Source organism: Nocardia salmonicida NBRC 13393 (assembly GCF_001613085.1).
GTDB lineage: Bacteria > Actinomycetota > Actinomycetes > Mycobacteriales > Mycobacteriaceae > Nocardia > Nocardia salmonicida.
The window spans coordinates 155400-173150 of sequence record NZ_BDBR01000022.1 but is presented as its reverse complement, the minus strand read 5'-3'; the positions used below and the strand labels follow the sequence as shown (position 1 = coordinate 173150).

17 protein-coding genes are annotated in these 17751 nt (G+C 68.1%); 1 reads left to right on the top strand and 16 read right to left on the bottom strand.

Annotated elements, in window-relative coordinates; all coding sequences use genetic code 11:
* The 15 genes from NS1_RS22145 to NS1_RS22075 all read right to left on the bottom strand — a co-directional run.
* Window positions 1–1224 (bottom strand): hypothetical protein (locus tag NS1_RS22145; protein ID WP_062987367.1); only part of this gene is annotated, 1224 nt, incomplete at its 3' end.
* A gap of 56 nt (window positions 1225–1280) precedes the next feature.
* The gene (locus tag NS1_RS22140; protein WP_062987320.1) at window positions 1281–2096 is read right to left on the bottom strand and encodes a DUF8175 domain-containg protein; all 816 of its coding nucleotides are present in this window, start codon (window positions 2094–2096) and stop codon (window positions 1281–1283) included.
* Window positions 2093–2689 carry a DUF8175 domain-containg protein gene (locus tag NS1_RS22135; RefSeq protein WP_084503912.1) on the bottom strand — a complete coding sequence of 199 codons (597 nt, stop codon included), beginning with the start codon at window positions 2687–2689 and terminating at the stop codon, window positions 2093–2095. The genes NS1_RS22140 and NS1_RS22135 overlap by 4 nt, the downstream gene beginning before the upstream one ends.
* A gap of 8 nt (window positions 2690–2697) precedes the next feature.
* A complete protein-coding gene (locus NS1_RS22130; protein ID WP_056810720.1) occupies window positions 2698–2952 on the bottom strand; it encodes a hypothetical protein in 255 nt (84 codons plus the stop codon).
* Entirely contained in the window at window positions 2952–3245 is a 294-nt protein-coding gene (locus NS1_RS22125; RefSeq protein ID WP_056815437.1) for a hypothetical protein, read from the bottom strand. The genes NS1_RS22130 and NS1_RS22125 overlap by 1 nt, the downstream gene beginning before the upstream one ends.
* Before the next feature lie 94 nt (window positions 3246–3339).
* Complete coding sequence (locus NS1_RS22120) at window positions 3340–3981, bottom strand: hypothetical protein (RefSeq protein ID WP_062987316.1); 642 nt, start codon at window positions 3979–3981, stop codon at window positions 3340–3342.
* Window positions 3978–4832, bottom strand: coding sequence for a MinD/ParA family ATP-binding protein (locus NS1_RS22115; RefSeq protein ID WP_056810726.1), 855 nt, complete (start codon window positions 4830–4832; stop codon window positions 3978–3980). Before NS1_RS22115 ends, NS1_RS22120 begins: the two co-directional genes overlap by 4 nt.
* A gap of 9 nt (window positions 4833–4841) precedes the next feature.
* Complete coding sequence (locus NS1_RS22110) at window positions 4842–6089, bottom strand: DUF8176 domain-containing protein (RefSeq protein ID WP_157125335.1); 1248 nt, start codon at window positions 6087–6089, stop codon at window positions 4842–4844.
* 55 nt (window positions 6090–6144) lie between these two features.
* Window positions 6145–7794 (bottom strand): cutinase family protein, encoded by a 1650-nt coding sequence (locus NS1_RS22105; RefSeq protein WP_255284636.1) that lies wholly within the window; start codon window positions 7792–7794, stop codon window positions 6145–6147.
* A gap of 200 nt (window positions 7795–7994) precedes the next feature.
* Window positions 7995–10367, bottom strand: coding sequence for a RelA/SpoT family protein (locus tag NS1_RS22100; protein WP_056810731.1), 2373 nt, complete (start codon window positions 10365–10367; stop codon window positions 7995–7997).
* Window positions 10368–10644: 277 nt separating this feature from the next.
* Window positions 10645–11661: an alkaline phosphatase family protein gene (locus NS1_RS22095; RefSeq protein WP_062987311.1), complete on the bottom strand. Its 1017-nt coding sequence runs from the start codon at window positions 11659–11661 to the stop codon at window positions 10645–10647.
* A gap of 222 nt (window positions 11662–11883) precedes the next feature.
* Window positions 11884–12513: an NUDIX hydrolase gene (locus NS1_RS22090; protein WP_056810737.1), complete on the bottom strand. Its 630-nt coding sequence runs from the start codon at window positions 12511–12513 to the stop codon at window positions 11884–11886.
* A gap of 58 nt (window positions 12514–12571) precedes the next feature.
* Window positions 12572–13888, bottom strand: coding sequence for an adenylosuccinate synthetase (locus NS1_RS22085; protein WP_084503906.1), 1317 nt, complete (start codon window positions 13886–13888; stop codon window positions 12572–12574).
* Window positions 13885–14832, bottom strand: coding sequence for a hypothetical protein (locus NS1_RS22080; protein WP_062987309.1), 948 nt, complete (start codon window positions 14830–14832; stop codon window positions 13885–13887). Before NS1_RS22080 ends, NS1_RS22085 begins: the two co-directional genes overlap by 4 nt.
* Before the next feature lie 95 nt (window positions 14833–14927).
* Window positions 14928–15443 (bottom strand): winged helix-turn-helix transcriptional regulator, encoded by a 516-nt coding sequence (locus NS1_RS22075; protein ID WP_062987307.1) that lies wholly within the window; start codon window positions 15441–15443, stop codon window positions 14928–14930.
* Window positions 15444–15536: 93 nt separating this feature from the next.
* Here NS1_RS22075 and NS1_RS22070 point away from each other — a divergent pair, with 93 nt between their 5' ends.
* A complete protein-coding gene (locus NS1_RS22070; protein WP_062987305.1) occupies window positions 15537–15980 on the top strand; it encodes a nuclear transport factor 2 family protein in 444 nt (147 codons plus the stop codon).
* On the opposite strand, the gene NS1_RS22065 is transcribed toward NS1_RS22070, so the two are convergent.
* A complete protein-coding gene (locus NS1_RS22065; RefSeq protein WP_084503905.1) occupies window positions 15898–17568 on the bottom strand; it encodes an ABC-F family ATP-binding cassette domain-containing protein in 1671 nt (556 codons plus the stop codon). The genes NS1_RS22070 and NS1_RS22065 overlap by 83 nt on opposite strands.
* Window positions 17569–17751 lie beyond the last annotated feature (183 nt).

Sequence of the window (17751 nt, the reverse complement as noted above, 5' to 3'; positions counted from 1 at the left end):
ACCCGCGCCGCCGCCGGGCCCACCGGGCCGCGGACCCGCACCGCCACTACCGAAGTAACCCGCCGAACCGGGTGCCGCCGCGGGCCGGGAGGCGACGGCCTTGGTGCCGATCGCACCCAGCGCCATCGCGCCGACCGCCGCACCACCGGCCACCATCAGACCCGAACCACCGGTGCCGACCGTGGCCACCGCGGGTGCGACCAGGCGCATCAGCGCGGGCAGCACGAACGCCACGCTGCACAGCAGCACCAGCGCCACCAGCATCCGCTGCGCGTCCTCGCCGCTGGGCAATCCGCCGGACTCCGTGGTCTCGTCGACATGGCCCGCGGTGGTGAACGCGATCATGTACACGATCGCGGCCACCGGTTTGAACAGCATGAACGCGATGATCCAGCCGACCAGTTTCTGATACGACTGCTTGCCCGTTCCGGTCGCCGACGCGGCGGCCGCCAGCGGCAACACACCCGCGGCGACCACGAGCAGACCCTGCCGAACGATGGCGAGCACGATCTGGGCGAGCGCGCCGAGCAATCCGACGATGGCGATGATCAGCACCAGACCCGGCGAAAAAGCCTGCAACTTACTGGTTTTCACCATCAACTCGGCCATGTTCTTGGCATTGCCGCCGGTGGCGTCTTCGATGATCCACTCGGAGAACTTGTCCGAGGCTCGCGTCCCCGCGACGATCACCGCGCCCAGCATCCACGAACTGAACACCACCCTGGCGAACAGGCGGAACGATTCGGCGGCCTCGCTCACGGCCGCCCCGCGTCTGGCTTCGGCCAATCTGCCGCCGGTGATGATCACCGAGGCGATCAACAGCAATATCTGGATCTGATAGGTGTAGTCGTTGATCTTGGTGAACAGTGCCCCCGAGTCGCTCACCGCCTCGTTGGGCACCTTCATCCAGAAGGTCAATGCCAGGATCAGCGCCTCGCCGAGGCCCTTCATCAGCGAGTCGACTACCTTGCCGAAGGTCGAATCCCACGCCTTGTCCTTGACCGCGGTGGCCGCGTCGCCGGGATGGGAGGCGGCATTGCCCGCCTTACACACCGCCGATGCCGCGTCGCCGAGCGAGACTCCGGGGATCGCGACGCTGTCGAGGGTGTCGTGCAGTTCGTTGCACGCCTCGTCGAAGCCGTAGGTCTGGCCGTAGGCCACCGTCGGCGTCGCGATCATCACGGTGAAGATCACCGCGAAGATGGTGACGATCCGTCTCAGCATAGTTGGCACCCCTCGATGGTCCGCGCGGAATCGATCCGGGCTGTGCTGTACCTCGATCACCATGTCGTCCACCCCGCCAGCGATTCCACGTATTCGGTCTGGGTATTTGCTGTCGTCGATGGTTTGAGCCGCCAGTCACCGGCGTCCCACACCACGATCATCCGCATCGCGGCGTACAACTGCTTGCCGTCGATCACCGGGCCGCGCGAGGCGAGCCGCACGATCGCCAGATCGTCGGCGAAGTCGTCGATCTTGAACGCGTCGGACGCCACGAAGTACTGGGTCACCTTCTTCGGCTGCTGCGCGGGCAGCTTGTCACCCGACAGCGCGGAGTCGTAGGCGGCCAATTGCGCTGTACTGACCCGCAATTGCGTCACGTACAGGTCGCGGTCGCCCGGGCGGGCGTTGAGCCGGTAGGTGATCTGCGCGGCGGCCAGCGCGGCGCCCTGCGGGGTGCGCGCGTAGCCGACGGCGAGTCCGTCTTCGATCCGCGACGGCCCGTCGGAAGTGGAGAACGGCACCGACGCGCCGTAGACACGCTGCCAGCCGTGCGGTTTCGTGGTGCCCCTCGGCGCGCCGGTCAGCCAATCCGGGTCCGCGGCGGTACGTTGCGTACCCGGTTCCTGGGCCAGCGGCTGACCCGCCGGGTTGTTCGGGATGTCCACCCGCCTGCCGAGCAGGTCGACATCGGGTTCGGCGAAACCCGTTCCACCCTCGGCCTGGGCGGGCGGCGGCGCGTTGTCCACGGCGCTGTCGCCGTCGCGACTGAAGTACACGACGGCGCCGACGACCATGATCAAGGCGAGCAGGGCACCGGAGGCGATCATGCCGAAGGACGCGCGGTCGCGCGTGCCCGGCTCCTTCTCGCTCACTGCGATGCCTCCAATGTCACGATGTCTTGCGGTAATTCGTCGATCGGGTCGACCGGTCGGTCGACCGAGCGCGGATCGGGTAACTGCAGTCGCCAGTCTCCGCCGTACCAGCTGACCGTGGTGTGGTTCACCGCCCGTGACCGGTCGGAGTATTCGGTATAGACGTCGACTGTCGTTCGCTCGTCACGATATTCGGTAATTTTGTAACCCAACAATTTCGGCGCGTACTCCGCCGTAGCGGGTCCGGTGATCGACAGCTGTACTCGGTTGATCGCCCACTCGTCACGTGCCGGTCCCGGAACGAGTTCGGCGTTCACCACCTGGGCCCACTGACTGTCCGGCGCCACCGACAACCGGATGGTGTGGGTCAGCGCCGCCAGCCCGGCCCCGCGCGGGGAATGCTCGAAACCGGTCGCGGCGCCCTGGTCCACCGTTTTCGGGCCCTGGTCGGTGTGCGGCAGGGAGATGCCCTGGTAGTCCTGCCAGCCGATCCCGGTCGGTGCGGCTGTCAGGTCGGGGCCGGTATCACCACCGCCACCACAGCCGACGGCTGCCGCGAGCAATGCGATACCGACCGCAACCGGTCGTGTCACTGTGGAATTCATGCCGGCAGGAAGGCCAGCGCGATCGCGGACGCGGTACTGGCCACCGAAGCACCGATCAGACTCATCAGGACGCCGTGTGAGGCGTCGTTCACGGCGAGGTCGCTGCGGAACGCGATCCACAGTCGACCCGCCGACAGGATCATCCAGGCCAGGCACGACAGCAGGACGAACCAGAGCAGCCAGTTGAGCAACTGCATCATCGGCGCCAACACGTCGGCCGGGATCTGTTTGTAGGCGAGCACGGTGATCACTAACCGATGACCGCACTCATGATCGTGCCCGCGCTGGTCGCGACGACGCCACCGATCATGGCGCCCGCCACCATCTTCGGCGACTCGAGACCACCACCGGTCCAGCGCTCCCACGCGAACTTGCCGCCCGCGTAGGTGATGCCGCAGATGCCCGACAGCAGTACGAACCAGGTGAGGTAACGCACCAGCTGCAGAATCTTCTCCGAGCCGGGCGGAGCTTCCGGAGTCGGATTACCGACCTGGGCCAGCACGGTGCCGTACGTGTCCTGCACGGCGAGGAGGAGCATGCTCATCGGGTGCCTTTCTCCCACTGTAAAGGTGTTGTGCCACAAACACTTCGACGACGACACACGTTTGTACACCACCGACCGGTGAACCGCCCGGCGTTCATGATCGACCCCCGCCCGACGTGGGCGGGCCGAGACTGGTGCGGATCGCGGCGACCACATCGGTACCGAGGTCACCGATTTCTACCGGCACGTCGTCGAGCGGGTCGGGGCGGCGTTTCCTGACCGCCACCTCGTCGCCCGGCGACCACACCGGAAGCGCGTCGGACTCCACCAGAGTCCATTCCTCGAACCACGGCACCTGCCAGACGTGCCCGGCCAGCGAGCCGACCACCTCCCGGTAGCGCCGGATCTCCGGCGCCATCCGGCCAGGCCGCGCGGCGACGGTGATCAGACCGAGAACCAGTGCGGGGCCCGCGAGCCCGGCGTGGTGCTGGCGCAGCAGATCGTGCGCGCGGGTGAGTCCGGAGATGGTTTCCCTGGCGACCAGCACGACATAGGGGGACTCCCGGTCGAACACGCCGGGCCAGCGCCCGCGCGCGTCGGCGGCGGGCGCGAGCACGTGCGCCAGGGTGGTCGCGCCGGCGCCTCCGTGCACCCCGAGCAACCACACCAGCGGCGCCCGGCCGACCCCGGGCACCGGTCGCTCCCAGATCTTGGCGCGCAGCGATTCTGGCGGCGCGACTACACCGGCGGGGGCGTCCGGTTCACGACGACGACGAAGATTCATGGCTGCCGTCATGATGCCACCCCCGCGAGCAAGCTCGCATACGCCGAACGCGTCGCCTCGGCGAGCTCGGCGTGGCGGACGAGTTCCCCGCGCGCGAGATGCGGGTCGTAGGGGATCTCGACGACCTCGCGCACCCAGCCCGACAGATGCTCGCGCAAATGCTCCGCTACGCGCGAGTCGTCGTGCGAGTACTGGTGCGAGACAACGATGGTGGTGTCGGCCACCACACCTGCGCCGTCGTCACCGTAGTGGTCGTCGAGCCATTCCAGGGTCACACGCAGCCGGTTGGCGGCGTCGACGCGGGCCGGAATGGCAAGGACGAGTGCGATATCGGCATCGTCGAGCAGGGGGCGCAGTTGCCGTCCGGCAATCGGGTTGCCGCCGTCGTACACCGCCGTGTACCCACCGGTGTCCAGCGCCCGCGCGACAGTGAGAAATGTCGCGCGCCGGCGCAGCGGGGTCGCGTCGCGCCACAGCAGCCCGAAACCGGAGGTGGAACGGGAAAGGCACTCCTCGAGCGGTGCCGGTTCGTCGTCGCCGCGGCCGTATACCCAGGACTGCAGATTCACCGGGTGCAGATGTTTGTCGGCGCCGCGCAGGGCGATATCGCTGCCCGCGGCGGTCGCGTCGACCGCCACCGTCGTGGCACCCGCGGTGACCAGTTCCGCGGCCAGGCCGAGCACCGTCGTTGTCGTGCCCGCACCGCCGCAGCCACCGACCACCAGGATCGGCCTGCGGGTACCGTCGCGACGCTCACCGTTGCGACGCCGCAACCGCACCACCGGAGCCGGATCACGCGCCAGGTCATCGGACGGGTCCCCCTCGGGGGCCTCGTCGAGCCATCGGCTCCAGTCGTCTGTCATCGCCTCTCCTTACCCTGCCGCGATGCCCGTGATGAGCGTGCGATCGCCGACCAGCGCTGTTCGCACCGATTGCTTGGTGTAGGTGGCCGGTGCGCCCGCGGGCCGGAACTCGGTGACCTCCACCGTGTACCGGTCGGCCGCGACAGTGGTGATCCGCACGCAGTGGGTGGTCCCCACCGGGATGGTGTCGATACCGCGCTGGATCACGGCGGCCGGCGAGACGTCGGCGTCGGGGGTGGCCACCGCTCTGGCCTGCTCCCCCGATCGGGTCACGTAGTAGGCGTATTGGAAGGCGAGCACGGCGTCGGGGCCCGAGCCGGTACCGCCCGCCTCCGCGCTGCGCACCACGATGTCGGTGCGTTCGGTCGGGCACGAGCCCGCGGTGTCGGCGGTCAGGTTGCCCGCGGTGAAATGCAGCGGCGGGGCGGCGTGCCGGGCCGCGTCGCCGTCGCCGCGCCCGAAGAGCAGGAAGAACACACCGGTCGCGGCGAGGACGAGCACCAGCACCGAGACCACGAGAACCACCCAGGCGCGCTGCCGTTTCCGGCTCGCGCGCAGCGCGCCCGAGGGTTCGAGCACGCGGGCGTCGTCGTATTCGTCGGCGGCGGCCTCGGGCCAGGGGAACTGGACGAGTTCGGCGTCGTAGTCGTCGTCGGGGCCGGGTGCCGGCTCGGCGACCCAGTCCGACCAGCCGCCGGTGAAGTCGCTGCGACGTCTGGCCAGTTGCGCGGGGGGCGGTGGTACCGGGTCGGGTTCGACCGGGTGGGGTCGCTTTCCGTACGCGGCCGGGGCGAAGTCGGCGGATTCAGTTGTCGCGTCATCGAACTCGGTGGCTCGATCGAACGGGTCGCCCTTCGCGTTCGACAGGTGCTGAACGGGTCGGCGGTCGTCGTCGACATTCGGCTTCGGCTCGACGTTCCAGCCGTCCGGATCGCCGATTTTCGGCTCGGACTCGGTGTTCGAGTCGTGGGGGTCGCCGACAACTTTCGACTGAGGTCCCGTGACCCGGCTGTGCGAGTCGCCGGTGGCGTTCGACTGATCGTCGAGGTCGAGGCTGAACGGTTCCGGCTGACGCTCCCCTGCCGGCGCGGGTTCCGGCGTCGGGGTGGAGTCGGGACTCGTCGAATATCGGTCGATGCTGTCGTCGTCGCCCGCCACCGGTTCGGTGGTGCCCGGGCGCGTGGGGGCACCGGTATCGGTATCGGACTCGGGCTCCAGCGCCGAGTACCAGCGCGACAATTCGTTGTACGACTTCAACATTCCCCCCTTTCCACGGCGCCGGGCACAGTTCGCATCGAAGACCTCTCGGTGATCAGTTCACAGAGAACGGACGGGTGGTGGGTGCGGTGGTTACGGGTGTCGCGGCAGGCGGAGTCGTCGCGCCGCCGGATGAGGCGCCATCGGCTCCTGTCCCGAACGGAAATTGTCCCCCACCGGAGGGTTTGGGTGTCGGAGACGCGCCGTTCGGGCTCTGGAATATTCCCATACCACGCGAGTCGGACCCGCCGACCGGTACCGCGCCCTTCCCGGAAGCGCCTGCCGCGTCGCGGGCCAGCGCGGCGAACCACTCGCCCACGTACTGCGTCGGTGTCGCGCCGTTCGCGCCGACGCCCATGCGCGAGTACGCGTCATGGCGTTGCAGCGTGTTCCAGTAGCGCACCCAGGTGGTGATGTCGAGGAGCTCGGCGTTGTCGGTGACGTTCTGCTTGACCGCGGTGAACGCCTCGTTGACCAGCCGCACCCCGGTGGTCGGCGGGACGAGTTGCGGGACCGCGCCTACCAGTTTCGTCCCGAGCAGCGTCAGCCCGGCCAGCGGATTCGACAGTGTGGCCGTGGCCAATTCGCTGATGCTCGCGGGGCTGATCACCGACTTCACCACGGTGGCGACGGCGTTGAGGCCGATCATGCCCACCTTCAGCAGCGCCCGGTACGCGGCGTTCAGATCGAGCTTGCTGTTCGGGTCCGAGGCGTCGGACAGTCGTTGCGAGATCGACTTCTTCGGCGAGATCGACACATCGCTCAGGGTGGTGCCGGAGATGTCCTCCTCGACCACCGCGGTGGCGGTTTTGATGGAGGTGAACGCCAGCGCCTGCGCGATCGAGGTCAACGAGCCGATCGGGTCGCCGCCGGAGAGTTTCGTCTGGCTCATGAGGTTGGTGACGGCCCGCACGATCGGCGCGCCCTGGGGGGCGTCGCACGCGAGATCGCCTGTGGCACAAAAGCTTGCGACACGACCGGTGAGTTTGCCGAAGTCGTCGGTCTGCTCACTCCGCGGAGCGAGTCCGCCGCCGGACGCGATACCTTGGCGCACCTCACCGATGGCGGTCAGCGCCTCGCCGGAGGTGCCGGGTGCGGCCAGCGGCGAGGACCGGTCGGGTGCGCCGGGGAACAGCGGCGCGTTCTCGCCGCGGGTCGGGTCGGCGAACAACGCGACCGCGGCGACCTTGTCCGCGGGCACCGCACCGCCGCCCGCGCCGACCTCCTGGGCGAACAGCGAGGCGACATGGGCGCCTTGGGAGTACCCGACGACCGCGATCCGGGAGTCCGGGCAGCGTTGGATCACCTGGGTAGCCATCGAGCGGAGTCGCTCCAACCCACCCGCGACCGATTCCGTGTACGGCACCGCCCCGCCCTGGACCGCGCCACCGAAACCCGCCTCGTAGGGCACATACGCACGATCGACGAGTCCCGCGTCGGCCGCGCCGGCCATCATCGGGCGGAACACCGTCGACAGCATTCCGGTATCGGTGCTGGGCGCCGCGTCGGGCGATGACTCGCCCGTGCCCTGAATTCCCAAGGCGTACAGCGCCGGACACGCCGCGATAGATACCTGCGTAGACGGCGTGGTGGGTGTACGGTCTTCCGCACCGGCCACCCCCGCCGTAACCGACAGCGAAGCGACGGTGAACGCTATCAGCGTCCCCGTGAGTCGTGTCGTGCACCGAGCCATATCGATCCGCATCACAGTCCGTTTCGGCTGACCAGTGGAGCGTTGAAACGCACTAAACCGTAACAGATTCCGGGTAACCCAACCGCTGCCCTAATCGGCCCTTTCACTGCCCCCGGCAAACCCGCTGCGGCCGGCAACTTTTCGGCGATCACCTGGATAGACAGCGGCCCGGGCACCCTCGCGAGGCGAGAGTGCCCGGGCCGTGGTCGAGGTCAGGCGGCGGAGGTCACCCGGTACACGTCGTAGACACCTTCGACGTTGCGCACCACATTGAGCAGATGGCCCAGGTGCTTGGGGTCGCCCATCTCGAAGGTGAACTTGCTGATCGCGACGCGGTCACCGTGCGTGGCCACCGAGGCGGACAGGATGTTGACCTTCTCGTCGGCCAGCACCTTGGTCACGTCCGAGAGCAATCGGGTGCGGTCGAGCGCCTCGATCTGGATGGCGACAAGGAACACCGACGAGGGCGAGGGCGCCCATTCGACGTCGATGATCCGCTCCGACTGCTCCTGCAGCGAATCGGCGTTGGTGCAGTCGGTGCGGTGCACGCTCACCGAGCCACCACGGGTGACGAAGCCCATGATCTCGTCGCCCGGCACCGGCGTGCAGCACTTGGCCAGCTTGGCGACCGTTCCCGGCGCACCGGGGATGAGCACACCGGCATCACCGGTGACCCGCTGCCTGCTGGGCGTGGTCGACGGCGTCGACCGCTCGGCCAGCTCGTTCTCGACATCGCCGATGCCGCCGAGCTGGGCCATGAGCCGCTGCACCACATGGTGAGCCGACACCTGGTGCTCGCCGACAGCGGTGTAGAGAGTGGAGATGTCGCTGTAGTGCAGCTCGTGCGCGACCGCGGTCATCGCCTCGACGCTCATCAACCGCTGCAGCGGCAGCCCGACGCGGCGGACCTCCTTGGAGATCTGCTCCTTGCCGCTCTCGAGCGCTTCCTCACGCCGCTCCTTGGCAAACCATTGGCGAATCTTGGCTTTCGCCCGCGGGGAGACCACGAACTTCTGCCAGTCACGGCTTGGTCCGGCGTTCTGCGCCTTGGAGGTGAACACCTCGACGACTTCGCCGTTCTCCAACTGCCGTTCCAGTGCTACGAGTCGCCCGTTCACCCGCGCGCCGATGCACTTGTGCCCGACCTCGGTGTGCACGGCGTAGGCGAAGTCGACCGGGGTCGACTTCTGCGGCAGCGTGATCACGTCGCCCTTGGGCGTGAACACGAAGATCTCCGGCGACTTCAGGTCGAAGCGCAGCGATTCCAGGAACTCCGCGGGGTCGGCCGCCTCACGCTGCCAGTCGAGCAGCTGACGCATCCACGCCATGTCGTCGACCTCGGCGGCGTCACCGGAGTGCTTGCCCTTGGTCTCCTTGTACCGCCAGTGCGCGGCGATGCCGAACTCGGCGGTCCGGTGCATGTCCTGGGTTCGGATCTGCACTTCCAGCGGCTTGCCGTCGGGGCCGACCACGGTGGTGTGCAGCGACTGGTAGACCCCGTAGCGCGGCTGCGCGATGTAGTCCTTGAACCGGCCCGCCATGGGCTGCCACAGCGAGTGCACGACACCGACCGCGGCGTAGCAGTCACGCACTTCCTCGCACAGGATGCGCATGCCGACCAGGTCATGGATGTCATCGAAGTCTTTGCCCTTGACGATCATCTTCTGATAGATCGACCAGTAGTGCTTGGGCCTGCCCTCGACGATCGCGTTGATCCGCGACGCGGCCAGGGTGTTGGTGATCTCGGCGCGCACCTTCGCCAGATAGGTGTCGCGCGAGGGCGCGCGGTCGGCGACCAGGCGCACGATCTCGTCGTACTTCTTGGGGTGCAGGATCGCGAAGGCGAGGTCCTCGAGCTCCCATTTGACGGTCGCCATGCCGAGGCGATGCGCCAGCGGCGCGATCACCTCCAGGGTCTCCTTGGCCTTCTTGGCCTGCTTCTCCGGCGGCAGGAAACGCATGGTGCGCATGTTGTGCAACCGGTCGGCGACCTTGATCACCAGCACGCGCGGGTCACGCGCCATGGCGATGATCATCTTGCGGATGGTCTCGGCTTCAGCCGCCGCGCCCAGGTTGACCTTGTCGAGTTTGGTGACGCCGTCGACGAGGTGGGCGACTTCCTGGCCGAACTCCTCCTTGAGCTGCTCGAGGGAGTAGCCGGTGTCCTCGACGGTGTCGTGCAGCAGGGCCGCGACCAGGGTGGTCGTGTCCATTCCGAGTTCGGCGAGGATGTTGGCGACCGCGAGCGGGTGCGTGATGTAGGGGTCGCCGGACTTGCGGAACTGTTTGGCGTGGCGCTCGTCGGCGACGTCGAAGGCGCGCTGGAGCAGGCCGAGGTTGGCCTTGGGGTACAGCTCGCGGTGGACGGTGGCCAGCGGTTCCAGCACCGGCTTGACCGCCGCGATCCCACGTTGACCCGTCATCCGTCGAGCCAGCCGCGCACGGACGCGCCGGGAGGCCGAACTGGGCACCGAGGCTGTCGGGGACTGCTTGGCGGTTTCGGGGGTCTTCGCCGGGGCACCTTCGCTTGGCGTGGCGCCGGTGGATTCCTGCCCGACCTTCGCCTCGCCGAGTTGTCGAGTCATGCCACCACCTCTCACGCTGCATTCGGACCTGTCGGCCGAGTGCTGCAAACCGCCCGGGTCCTCAACTTTAGTCCCCGCACCGACCTGGTGTTCGAGTCACCGGGGTCACAGGCCTGCGGCTAATCCGCCACTCCGCGGTTTCTGCCGGTCGTTCCCGGGCAGCGTAGTGAGTTTCCGGGCCTGCCGATAGGTGTTCGACAGGTTTTGGTCATCCCCGATGAGTTACCCACGTCCTAGCGTGATCAGCGGTTTGTTCTGACCCGAGTCGTGGGATCTGTCAGCGCTCGTCGGCGTGGGTCGGGCGGGCGCGGAGGCTGTGGCCGTCCAGGCGGCCCGGTGGGGCGGCGAGGAGGTCGAGGACGGTGGGGGTGAGATCAATCAGCGTGTGGGCGCTGGTCACGGTGCCGGGGGTGAAGTCGGGGCCGCGGGCGATGACGAAGTCGGCGGTTTCGGCGGGGGTCTGGCCCCCGTGGCCGCCGGTCGGGAGGTGTCCGTGGTCGGTGGTGACCAGGACGGTCCACTGTTCGCGGGGAAAGGCTTGCGCGCGCCGGTCGACCGCCGCGACGATCTGGCCGACCAGCGCGTCCACCCGGCGAATCGCGGCCAGGTAGGCGCGGGACGCACCGCCGTGCTGGTGGCCTGCCAGGTCGATCTGGTCGAGGTGGGTGAAGACCAGATCAGGGCCGCAACGCTCGATCGCCGACACCACGTCGGTCGCGGTCGCGGCATCGGTAGCCGATTCGTCGGGGTCGTCGGCGACCGGCACGGTGGTGAGGGCGACGTCGGCGCGCCGGTCACCGGTGGCGGCGATCGTCGCGATCTGGTGCCAGGTGCCGATGGACACGGTGTACCGGGCGGGGTCGGCCCGTTCGATCCGGGTGAACACACTCGGGTGTGCCAGGAACGGACTCGCGTCGAATTCGTTGTCGGTGATCCCGTGCTCGGTGTCCCACACCCCGGTCAGCGCGCTCGCCCACGACGGCCCGGAAATCGTGATGTGCCCCGCGATGTCGCCCTGCGAGAGCAGCCCCTGCGCGGCGAGGTGGCGCAACCGCGGCGCCTGCGCCGAATCGGCCTTGTCGAACATCAGGCCATCGATCCCGATGACGACGACCTTGTTCACCACCTCGCCGACCCCGCGTCGAGGAGCCCCGAACTCGGCCGCCGCGTCGACCGTCGCCCCCACATCGTCGAACGCCGCCACCGACCCCGCCGCCGACCCGACCAGCGGAATCGTCACCAACGCGGTCACCAGCGCGACAAGCACTTTCGCCGGGGCCGACATCTCGCGCATGCCATCACGATGAGGGATCCGTGCCGCCGCGGCGAGACCGACGCGACGGTGTTCATCGACGTTTCATCGCCTTCGCACCCCTCGGACGCTTCGCTGAACAACCGGCGAACCACAGCGTCGAGCCGCGAATTCCGCTGACATCAGCAGCGGTGTGTGGCCCTCGGTCCTGCGCCACGCCTACGCCCGCTACGACCTGGGAACCACCGCTGTGCGATGAGCCGCTCAGTTCTCGTCGACGTCGAACGCCCACACCACGGCGGGTCTGCCGGTGGCCTTCACCCGGCGACGTTCACCGGTGCGACCGAGTCCGGGAATCGCGGCGAGCGTGCGGTTGAGGTTGGCCGGGTCGGGACGAGCGCCGTGCAGGGAAGTACTGAGATCGACCGCACGGGTAGCGGGAAACTCGGTGCCCGCCAGCGCTCGGGTGAGCGTCGCGTCCTTCCAGAGGAGTCCGGCCAGCAGGCCGCGGCTGGTCTCGACGATGCGGTTGTGGTCGAACGCCAGCGGCGGGACGTCGTCGAAGCCCACCCACTCGGCCGGGCCCTCGTGTTCGGCGACCACCGCCCACATCGCGATGGCCAGCGTCGGGCCGCGCGGGTCTCGATGGGGTTCGTCGAAGGTGACGAGCTGGCCGACCGCGCCGATCGCCTCGGTCGGCACCCCGAGTTTGGTGTGGACAGCGCGTCGGGCGGCGTCGACGAGACGTTCGCCGCGGCCGAGCAGCACGCCGGGTAGCGCGAGTCGGCCCGTGAACGGCTCGAACTCGCGGGGGGCGATGCCGAGACGAACGCCGCTGTCGGCGTCCCAGCACCGCAAGGTCACCACATCGATCGACACAACGGATTGCTCCACGTCACCCCATCCTGTCTCGAGCTGCCCTGCTCCGGGCACAGTGCGCCGATACCGCGGTTCACGGTACGTATGCCTCGATTCTTCCCTGCCTGCCGACATCATCGGGCTGCCCCCTCCGGTCGGCGGGGACAGCCGCGACAGCACGGTCGCGCCGATCCGGACCGTGACCGGTCAGCACCACCGGCACCCGCAACCGCTCGGCCAGCCAGGCTGCCGGGTCGTCGTCGATCGGCGCGAGAATCGGTGTCGCGTCCACGAGTTGGTCGGTGAGCCGCTGCTGGTGATCGAGATCACGCCACCGTCCGGGGACGAGTTCGGTCACTCCGCCCGCAGGCGTGTCGTATGCCTGTGCGGCACAGACAGTTCCGGGCATGTCGAGGTGGTTGACGACCAACCCGTCGATCCCGCCGCACACCTCGACGGCGTAGCGCAACAGGATCGGATCGAGGTGCCCCTGCCGGAACGCGCCCTGGTAGTGCCCGGTGGCGTTGTGCGGTTCGGGAAATCCGAGCGGCGCCTCGGTCGGCAGCGGGCCCGCGCCGTGCCGGGTCATATAGGTGCGGGTGACGCCGAGCACCGCGGCGGTTCCGCCGATTTCGCGGATCATGGCGCGCGCGTTGCGCGGCTCGACCGTCGACCAAGTGGTGTGCGGGTGCAGGCCCCGCCACTCGTCGAGCAGCACACCCTGCGCACCCTCGAACACCAATCGCCCCTCACTCGCGGACCGCGCGAGTTCACCCGCACCGGTGATGCGGACGGCGCGCGCGAAATCGCGGTACATCGCTACCAGGGCATCGATCGATTCGTATCCGTGCGCGCTGGGCCCGACGAGGCTGTCGTAGTGCGCGGCAAGCCGATCCAGCTTGGCGCGCAGCACGGCAGGCGCCCGGCAGTCGGCCACCGTCGGTGCGTCGTGTTCCAGTGCGTACCAGGCTGTTTCGCCGATGCCACGACCACAGGAACCGTGCCGCGAGGCACCCCTCGCGTCTTCGCGCGCACGGTTCGCGGCGATGTGGATCGGCGTGGTCAGCAGGGCGCGACCGTCGACGGCGAGCAGTCCGAGCGGGTCGCGGACTCCGAGCGCGGCCAACTGCTCGGATTCGGCGGCGAGCGCGATCGGCTCGACCAGCATGTGCCGCGACAACACGGTCGGCACCCCGGAGAAGGTCCCCGACCCGAACTGCGCGAAGGTGTGGTGGCGACCGTCTGCCACGACATTGTGCGCGGCCTGCGCACCGCCGTTGAACCGCACGACGGCCGACACTCCCAGATCCGCCTCGGCCGAGCACAACCAGTCGACCGTCGCACCCTTACCGGCATCGCCGAAGCCGAGATCGACGACGACGAGATGACGTTCACCGAACATCGAACTCATCGCCCCGGCGGCAGCGCGCGCATCGTCGGAGTGGGCTTCGAGCCGAGCGCCCGGCCGACCGCGTCGGCCTCGTCACCCGACCCGACATCGCGCAGATCGGCCAGCCCGGTATCGAGATCGACCCGGTCCTCGCCCAATCCGATGGTCAGCGCGATCAATTCGCAGACCGCGCCGGGGTCGTCGAGTTTCAGGAAATTCTGCCCGAGCAACGCCCGCCAGTGTTCGGCGATCTCCGGATCCCGGTAGTACGACGACTGATTCGGCAGAATGTAGTACACGTGCCAGCGCTGCTCGAGCTCGCGATAGATCGACTCCACGGACACATCGCGGCGCACATGGTCACCGACCACCGCGCGGATGTGCCGGGCGGCCAGGCGAGGCTTGTTCAACTCGTCGCCGATCAGGAACAGATACCCCTTCTTGCCACGCTTGTCCCAGGCGTCCGTCGCGACGTGCTCGGCCATGAAATACGCGGCCAGCTCATAGCTTTCGGATTTCTGTCCGCCACCGCCGCCTTCGAGCAGGATCGCCCGCAGCTGTTCGTCCATCCGATTGTCGGATTCGAACTGCCCGACCTGCAACGGCACCCGATCGGTGTCGGCGTCGCCGATCGCGCCGAACAGGACCTGCGGGTCCTGCGCGTACCCCTTGTTCTTCAGCAGCCCGTGCAGTTTTCCGAGCTTGTCCTGCATGATGCGCGGCACCCGCCCCATCGACCCGGTCACATCGAACAGCACGGCCACCGGCAGCGAGTTCCCGTGCTCGGCCGAGTCCCGGCACTCGCGCTTGCCGACTCCGAACGGATCCAGCAGCGGGTGCGCGCACCACGTGTCATACGGCTTCGCCCGCATCTCGGCCGTGTAGCCGAAGTCATCCACCCCCTGCCGCGCCCGAAACGTCTTCCCCGCCCGGTAGGCGGTGTCGTCCCAATTCCCGTACCCCATCCGAACCACTCCCTCTCGCCTTGATCGTTGTTTTAGTCTATTTCACCAAAACGATGATCGTCAAGGCGCCCAGCAGATTCGCCCGGACTCCCCCGCTAGGGGGAACCGCCGACCGGCAGCGGCGCCAAGCGCGTGGCGACGAGGACAACACCCGGACCGGGCTTACCACCGGGCCCGGGATGCCACGTGACGTTGTCCGAGGCGAGGGGAGCGCCACATTCCCGGCAGACGACGACGCCCTCGGTCACCCGACCGCAGTCGCGGTGGACCACCGACAGCGGTGGCCCGTCGGCACCGGCCAGCCAGCGATCACCCCAGGCCAGCAGCATGGTCAGGACCGGGTAGAGGTCGCGACCACGGTCGGTGAGGACGTACTCGGTGCGGGTCGGGTTCTCCTGATACACCCGGGTTTCCACGATCTCGTGGTCGCGCAGAGTGCGAAGACGGTCGGTCAGCACGTTCGACGCGATGCCGAGATCGCGACGCAGTTCCTCGAAGCGGGTGATGCCGAGGAACAGGTCACGCAGGATCAGGGGAGTCCACCGCTCCCCCACGATGCCTACGGTGCGGGCGATCGAGCACGCGGTATCGGCGAGGTCCGCTTTTGCCATAGCGCCGAGGGTAGTCCATTGCTTTTCGCAAGTCAGCTGGTTACGGTCAGGAGGCACCTGAAGGATTCGCCATAAAGGGAAGGTGTAATGCCCATGTCCGATGCCCTCGCCGATCCGGTGTCCATCGATTCGGTGGCCCGATTCCGGCACGCGACCACCACCAACGACATCACCGCCCTGCTCGACACCTTGACCGAGGATGCCGAACTCGTCTCACCGGTGTCGGGACAGCTCGTATTCCGTGGCCGAAACGATCTCGCCCCGTTGCTCACCCTCGTCTATCGAGCGGTCAGCGATCTGCGGTGGACCGATACCCTCGGCACCGGTGACACCCGAGTCCTCTTGGGCGAAGCCAGGTTCGGTCCCTTTCGGATGACCGAGGCCATGGTGCTCGACCTCGATACCGACGGCCGCATCCGACGGATGCGCCCACATCTGCGGCCCTGGCTCGCGCTCACCGCGGTAGCGGTGTGGTTGGGCCCGAATCTGCTCCGGTATCCAGGAGCGATTCGCCGGGCCGCGCGCCCTGCTCGGTAGGCACCCGGCAGTCTTCGACCAGGCCGTCCGGGGTGAGCTCGAGCCTGCGGGTCACCCCGATGTCGTCGAGGAAGCGCTCGTCGTGACTCACCACGATCAACGCGCCCTCGAAACTCGCCAGCGCCTGGGTGAGGTGAGCGAGGCTGGGGAGATCGAGGTTGTTGGTGGGTTCGTCGAGCATCAGCAGCTTCGGGGCGGGTTCGGCGAGCAACAGGGTCGCCAGGGCGGCGCGCAGCCGTTCTCCGCCCGAGAGCGCGGCCGCGGCGATGTCGGCGTCGGCGCCGCGGAACAGAAAGCGCGCGAGCTGACCGCGGATCTGTTCCGGTGTCGCGTGCGGCGCGGCGGCGGCCACGTTGTCGAACACCGTCCGCGTTTCGTCGAACACATCGAGGCGCTGCGGCAGCAACCGCCACGCCACCTTCGGTTCCTCGGCGACGATCCGGCGCAACAGGGTGGTCTTGCCCGCCCCGTTCCGCCCGGTCAACGCGATCCGCTCCGGTCCGCTCACGCGCAGATCGACCACCGGCCCGTTGGCCAGCTCGACCTGCTGGAGGTCGAGCACGTCCTGACCCGGATACAGCCGGGTGCCGGGGAGCTCGACCCGGATCTCCCGGTCCGCGCGCACCAATTCCTCGGCCTGGCCGAGGGTTTCGCGAGCGGAGTCGAGTTTGTCGATGTGGGAGTTGCGCAGCTTGCCCGCCGACACCTCCGCGGCGTTCTTGCGCAGTCCCGCGACGATTTTCGGGACCCGCTTGTTGTCCTGCATCTTCTGGGCGAAGCGCGCCCGCCGGTCCAGTTTCGTTCGCGCGTCGACGAGTTCGCGCGCCTGCTTGCGCACATCGGAGCGCGCGTCGCGAACGGCCGCGCGCGCCGACTCCTGCTCGGCCTCGATGATCCGCTCGTAATCGCTGAAACCACCACCGAAAGAACGGATCTCACCCGCGCGCAGTTCGGCGATGCCGTCCATCCGGTCGAGCAGATCCCGATCGTGGCTGACCACGATCACGGTGCCCGTGAACTGCCGGATCACCTCGTAGAGGCGTCCCCGGGCGACCGCGTCGAGGTTGTTGGTCGGCTCGTCGAGCAACAGCACGTCGGGCTCGCGCAACAGCTCGGCGACCACGCCGAGCAACACGGTTTCGCCGCCGGAGAGGGTGTCGAGGGTCCGGTCCAGGTCCTCGACCGACTCGGCGACGTAGTCGAGCCCGAGCTTGCCGAGCAGAGCGAGGGCCTCGTCCTCGACCTGCCAGGCCGTGCCGACGGTGTCGAAGTCCGCGGGCTCACCGGTACCGCTTTCGATGCGGTGCAGTGCGTCGCGCACCTCGGCGATGCCGAGCACGGCGTCGACCCGCTGACCGGTTCGCATGCCCAGGTCCTGACGCAGGTACCCGAGGTTGCCCGGCACGGAGATCGACCCGCGCACCGGCTTCAGCTCGCCGGCCACCAGCCGCAACAGCGTGGATTTTCCGGCGCCGTTGCTGCCGACCAGACCGATCTGCCCGGGTCCGACGACAGCATCGAGCCCGTCGAAGACAGCGGTGCCGTCCGGCCAGTGAAAAGTGAGATCGGAAAAAGAAAGAGAGGTCATGCGGATCCCCTGGAGGTGCGACGGATACACGGTGCGCAGAATGCGGACCGCCCGAGAGCGCTACCTCAAGAAATCAACGCGTGACTCCGATCGCCGGGAACAAGACCCTTCATTGATAACACCCCGACGCCCCGGCGCGCCACCCCTTTTTCCGGACCTGTGAGCCCGCTCATGTCGCGGCTA

Bases quoted from the DNA above. Each gene is read 5' to 3' on its own strand.
- NS1_RS22125 (WP_056815437.1), bottom strand. From the start codon at position 3,245: ATGAGCATGCTCCTCCTCGCCGTGCAGGACACGTACGGCACCGTGCTG.
- NS1_RS22120 (WP_062987316.1), bottom strand. From the start codon at position 3,981: ATGACGGCAGCCATGAATCTTCGTCGTCGTCGTGAACCGGACGCCCCC.
- NS1_RS22115 (WP_056810726.1), bottom strand. From the start codon at position 4,832: ATGACAGACGACTGGAGCCGATGGCTCGACGAGGCCCCCGAGGGGGAC.
- NS1_RS22105 (WP_255284636.1), bottom strand. From the start codon at position 7,794: ATGCGGATCGATATGGCTCGGTGCACGACACGACTCACGGGGACGCTG.
- NS1_RS22100 (WP_056810731.1), bottom strand. From the start codon at position 10,367: ATGACTCGACAACTCGGCGAGGCGAAGGTCGGGCAGGAATCCACCGGC.
- NS1_RS22095 (WP_062987311.1), bottom strand. From the start codon at position 11,661: ATGCGCGAGATGTCGGCCCCGGCGAAAGTGCTTGTCGCGCTGGTGACC.
- NS1_RS22085 (WP_084503906.1), bottom strand. From the start codon at position 13,888: ATGAGTTCGATGTTCGGTGAACGTCATCTCGTCGTCGTCGATCTCGGC.
- NS1_RS22080 (WP_062987309.1), bottom strand. From the start codon at position 14,832: ATGGGGTACGGGAATTGGGACGACACCGCCTACCGGGCGGGGAAGACG.
- NS1_RS22075 (WP_062987307.1), bottom strand. From the start codon at position 15,443: ATGGCAAAAGCGGACCTCGCCGATACCGCGTGCTCGATCGCCCGCACC.
- NS1_RS22070 (WP_062987305.1), top strand. From the start codon at position 15,537: ATGTCCGATGCCCTCGCCGATCCGGTGTCCATCGATTCGGTGGCCCGA.
- NS1_RS22065 (WP_084503905.1), bottom strand. From the start codon at position 17,568: ATGACCTCTCTTTCTTTTTCCGATCTCACTTTTCACTGGCCGGACGGC.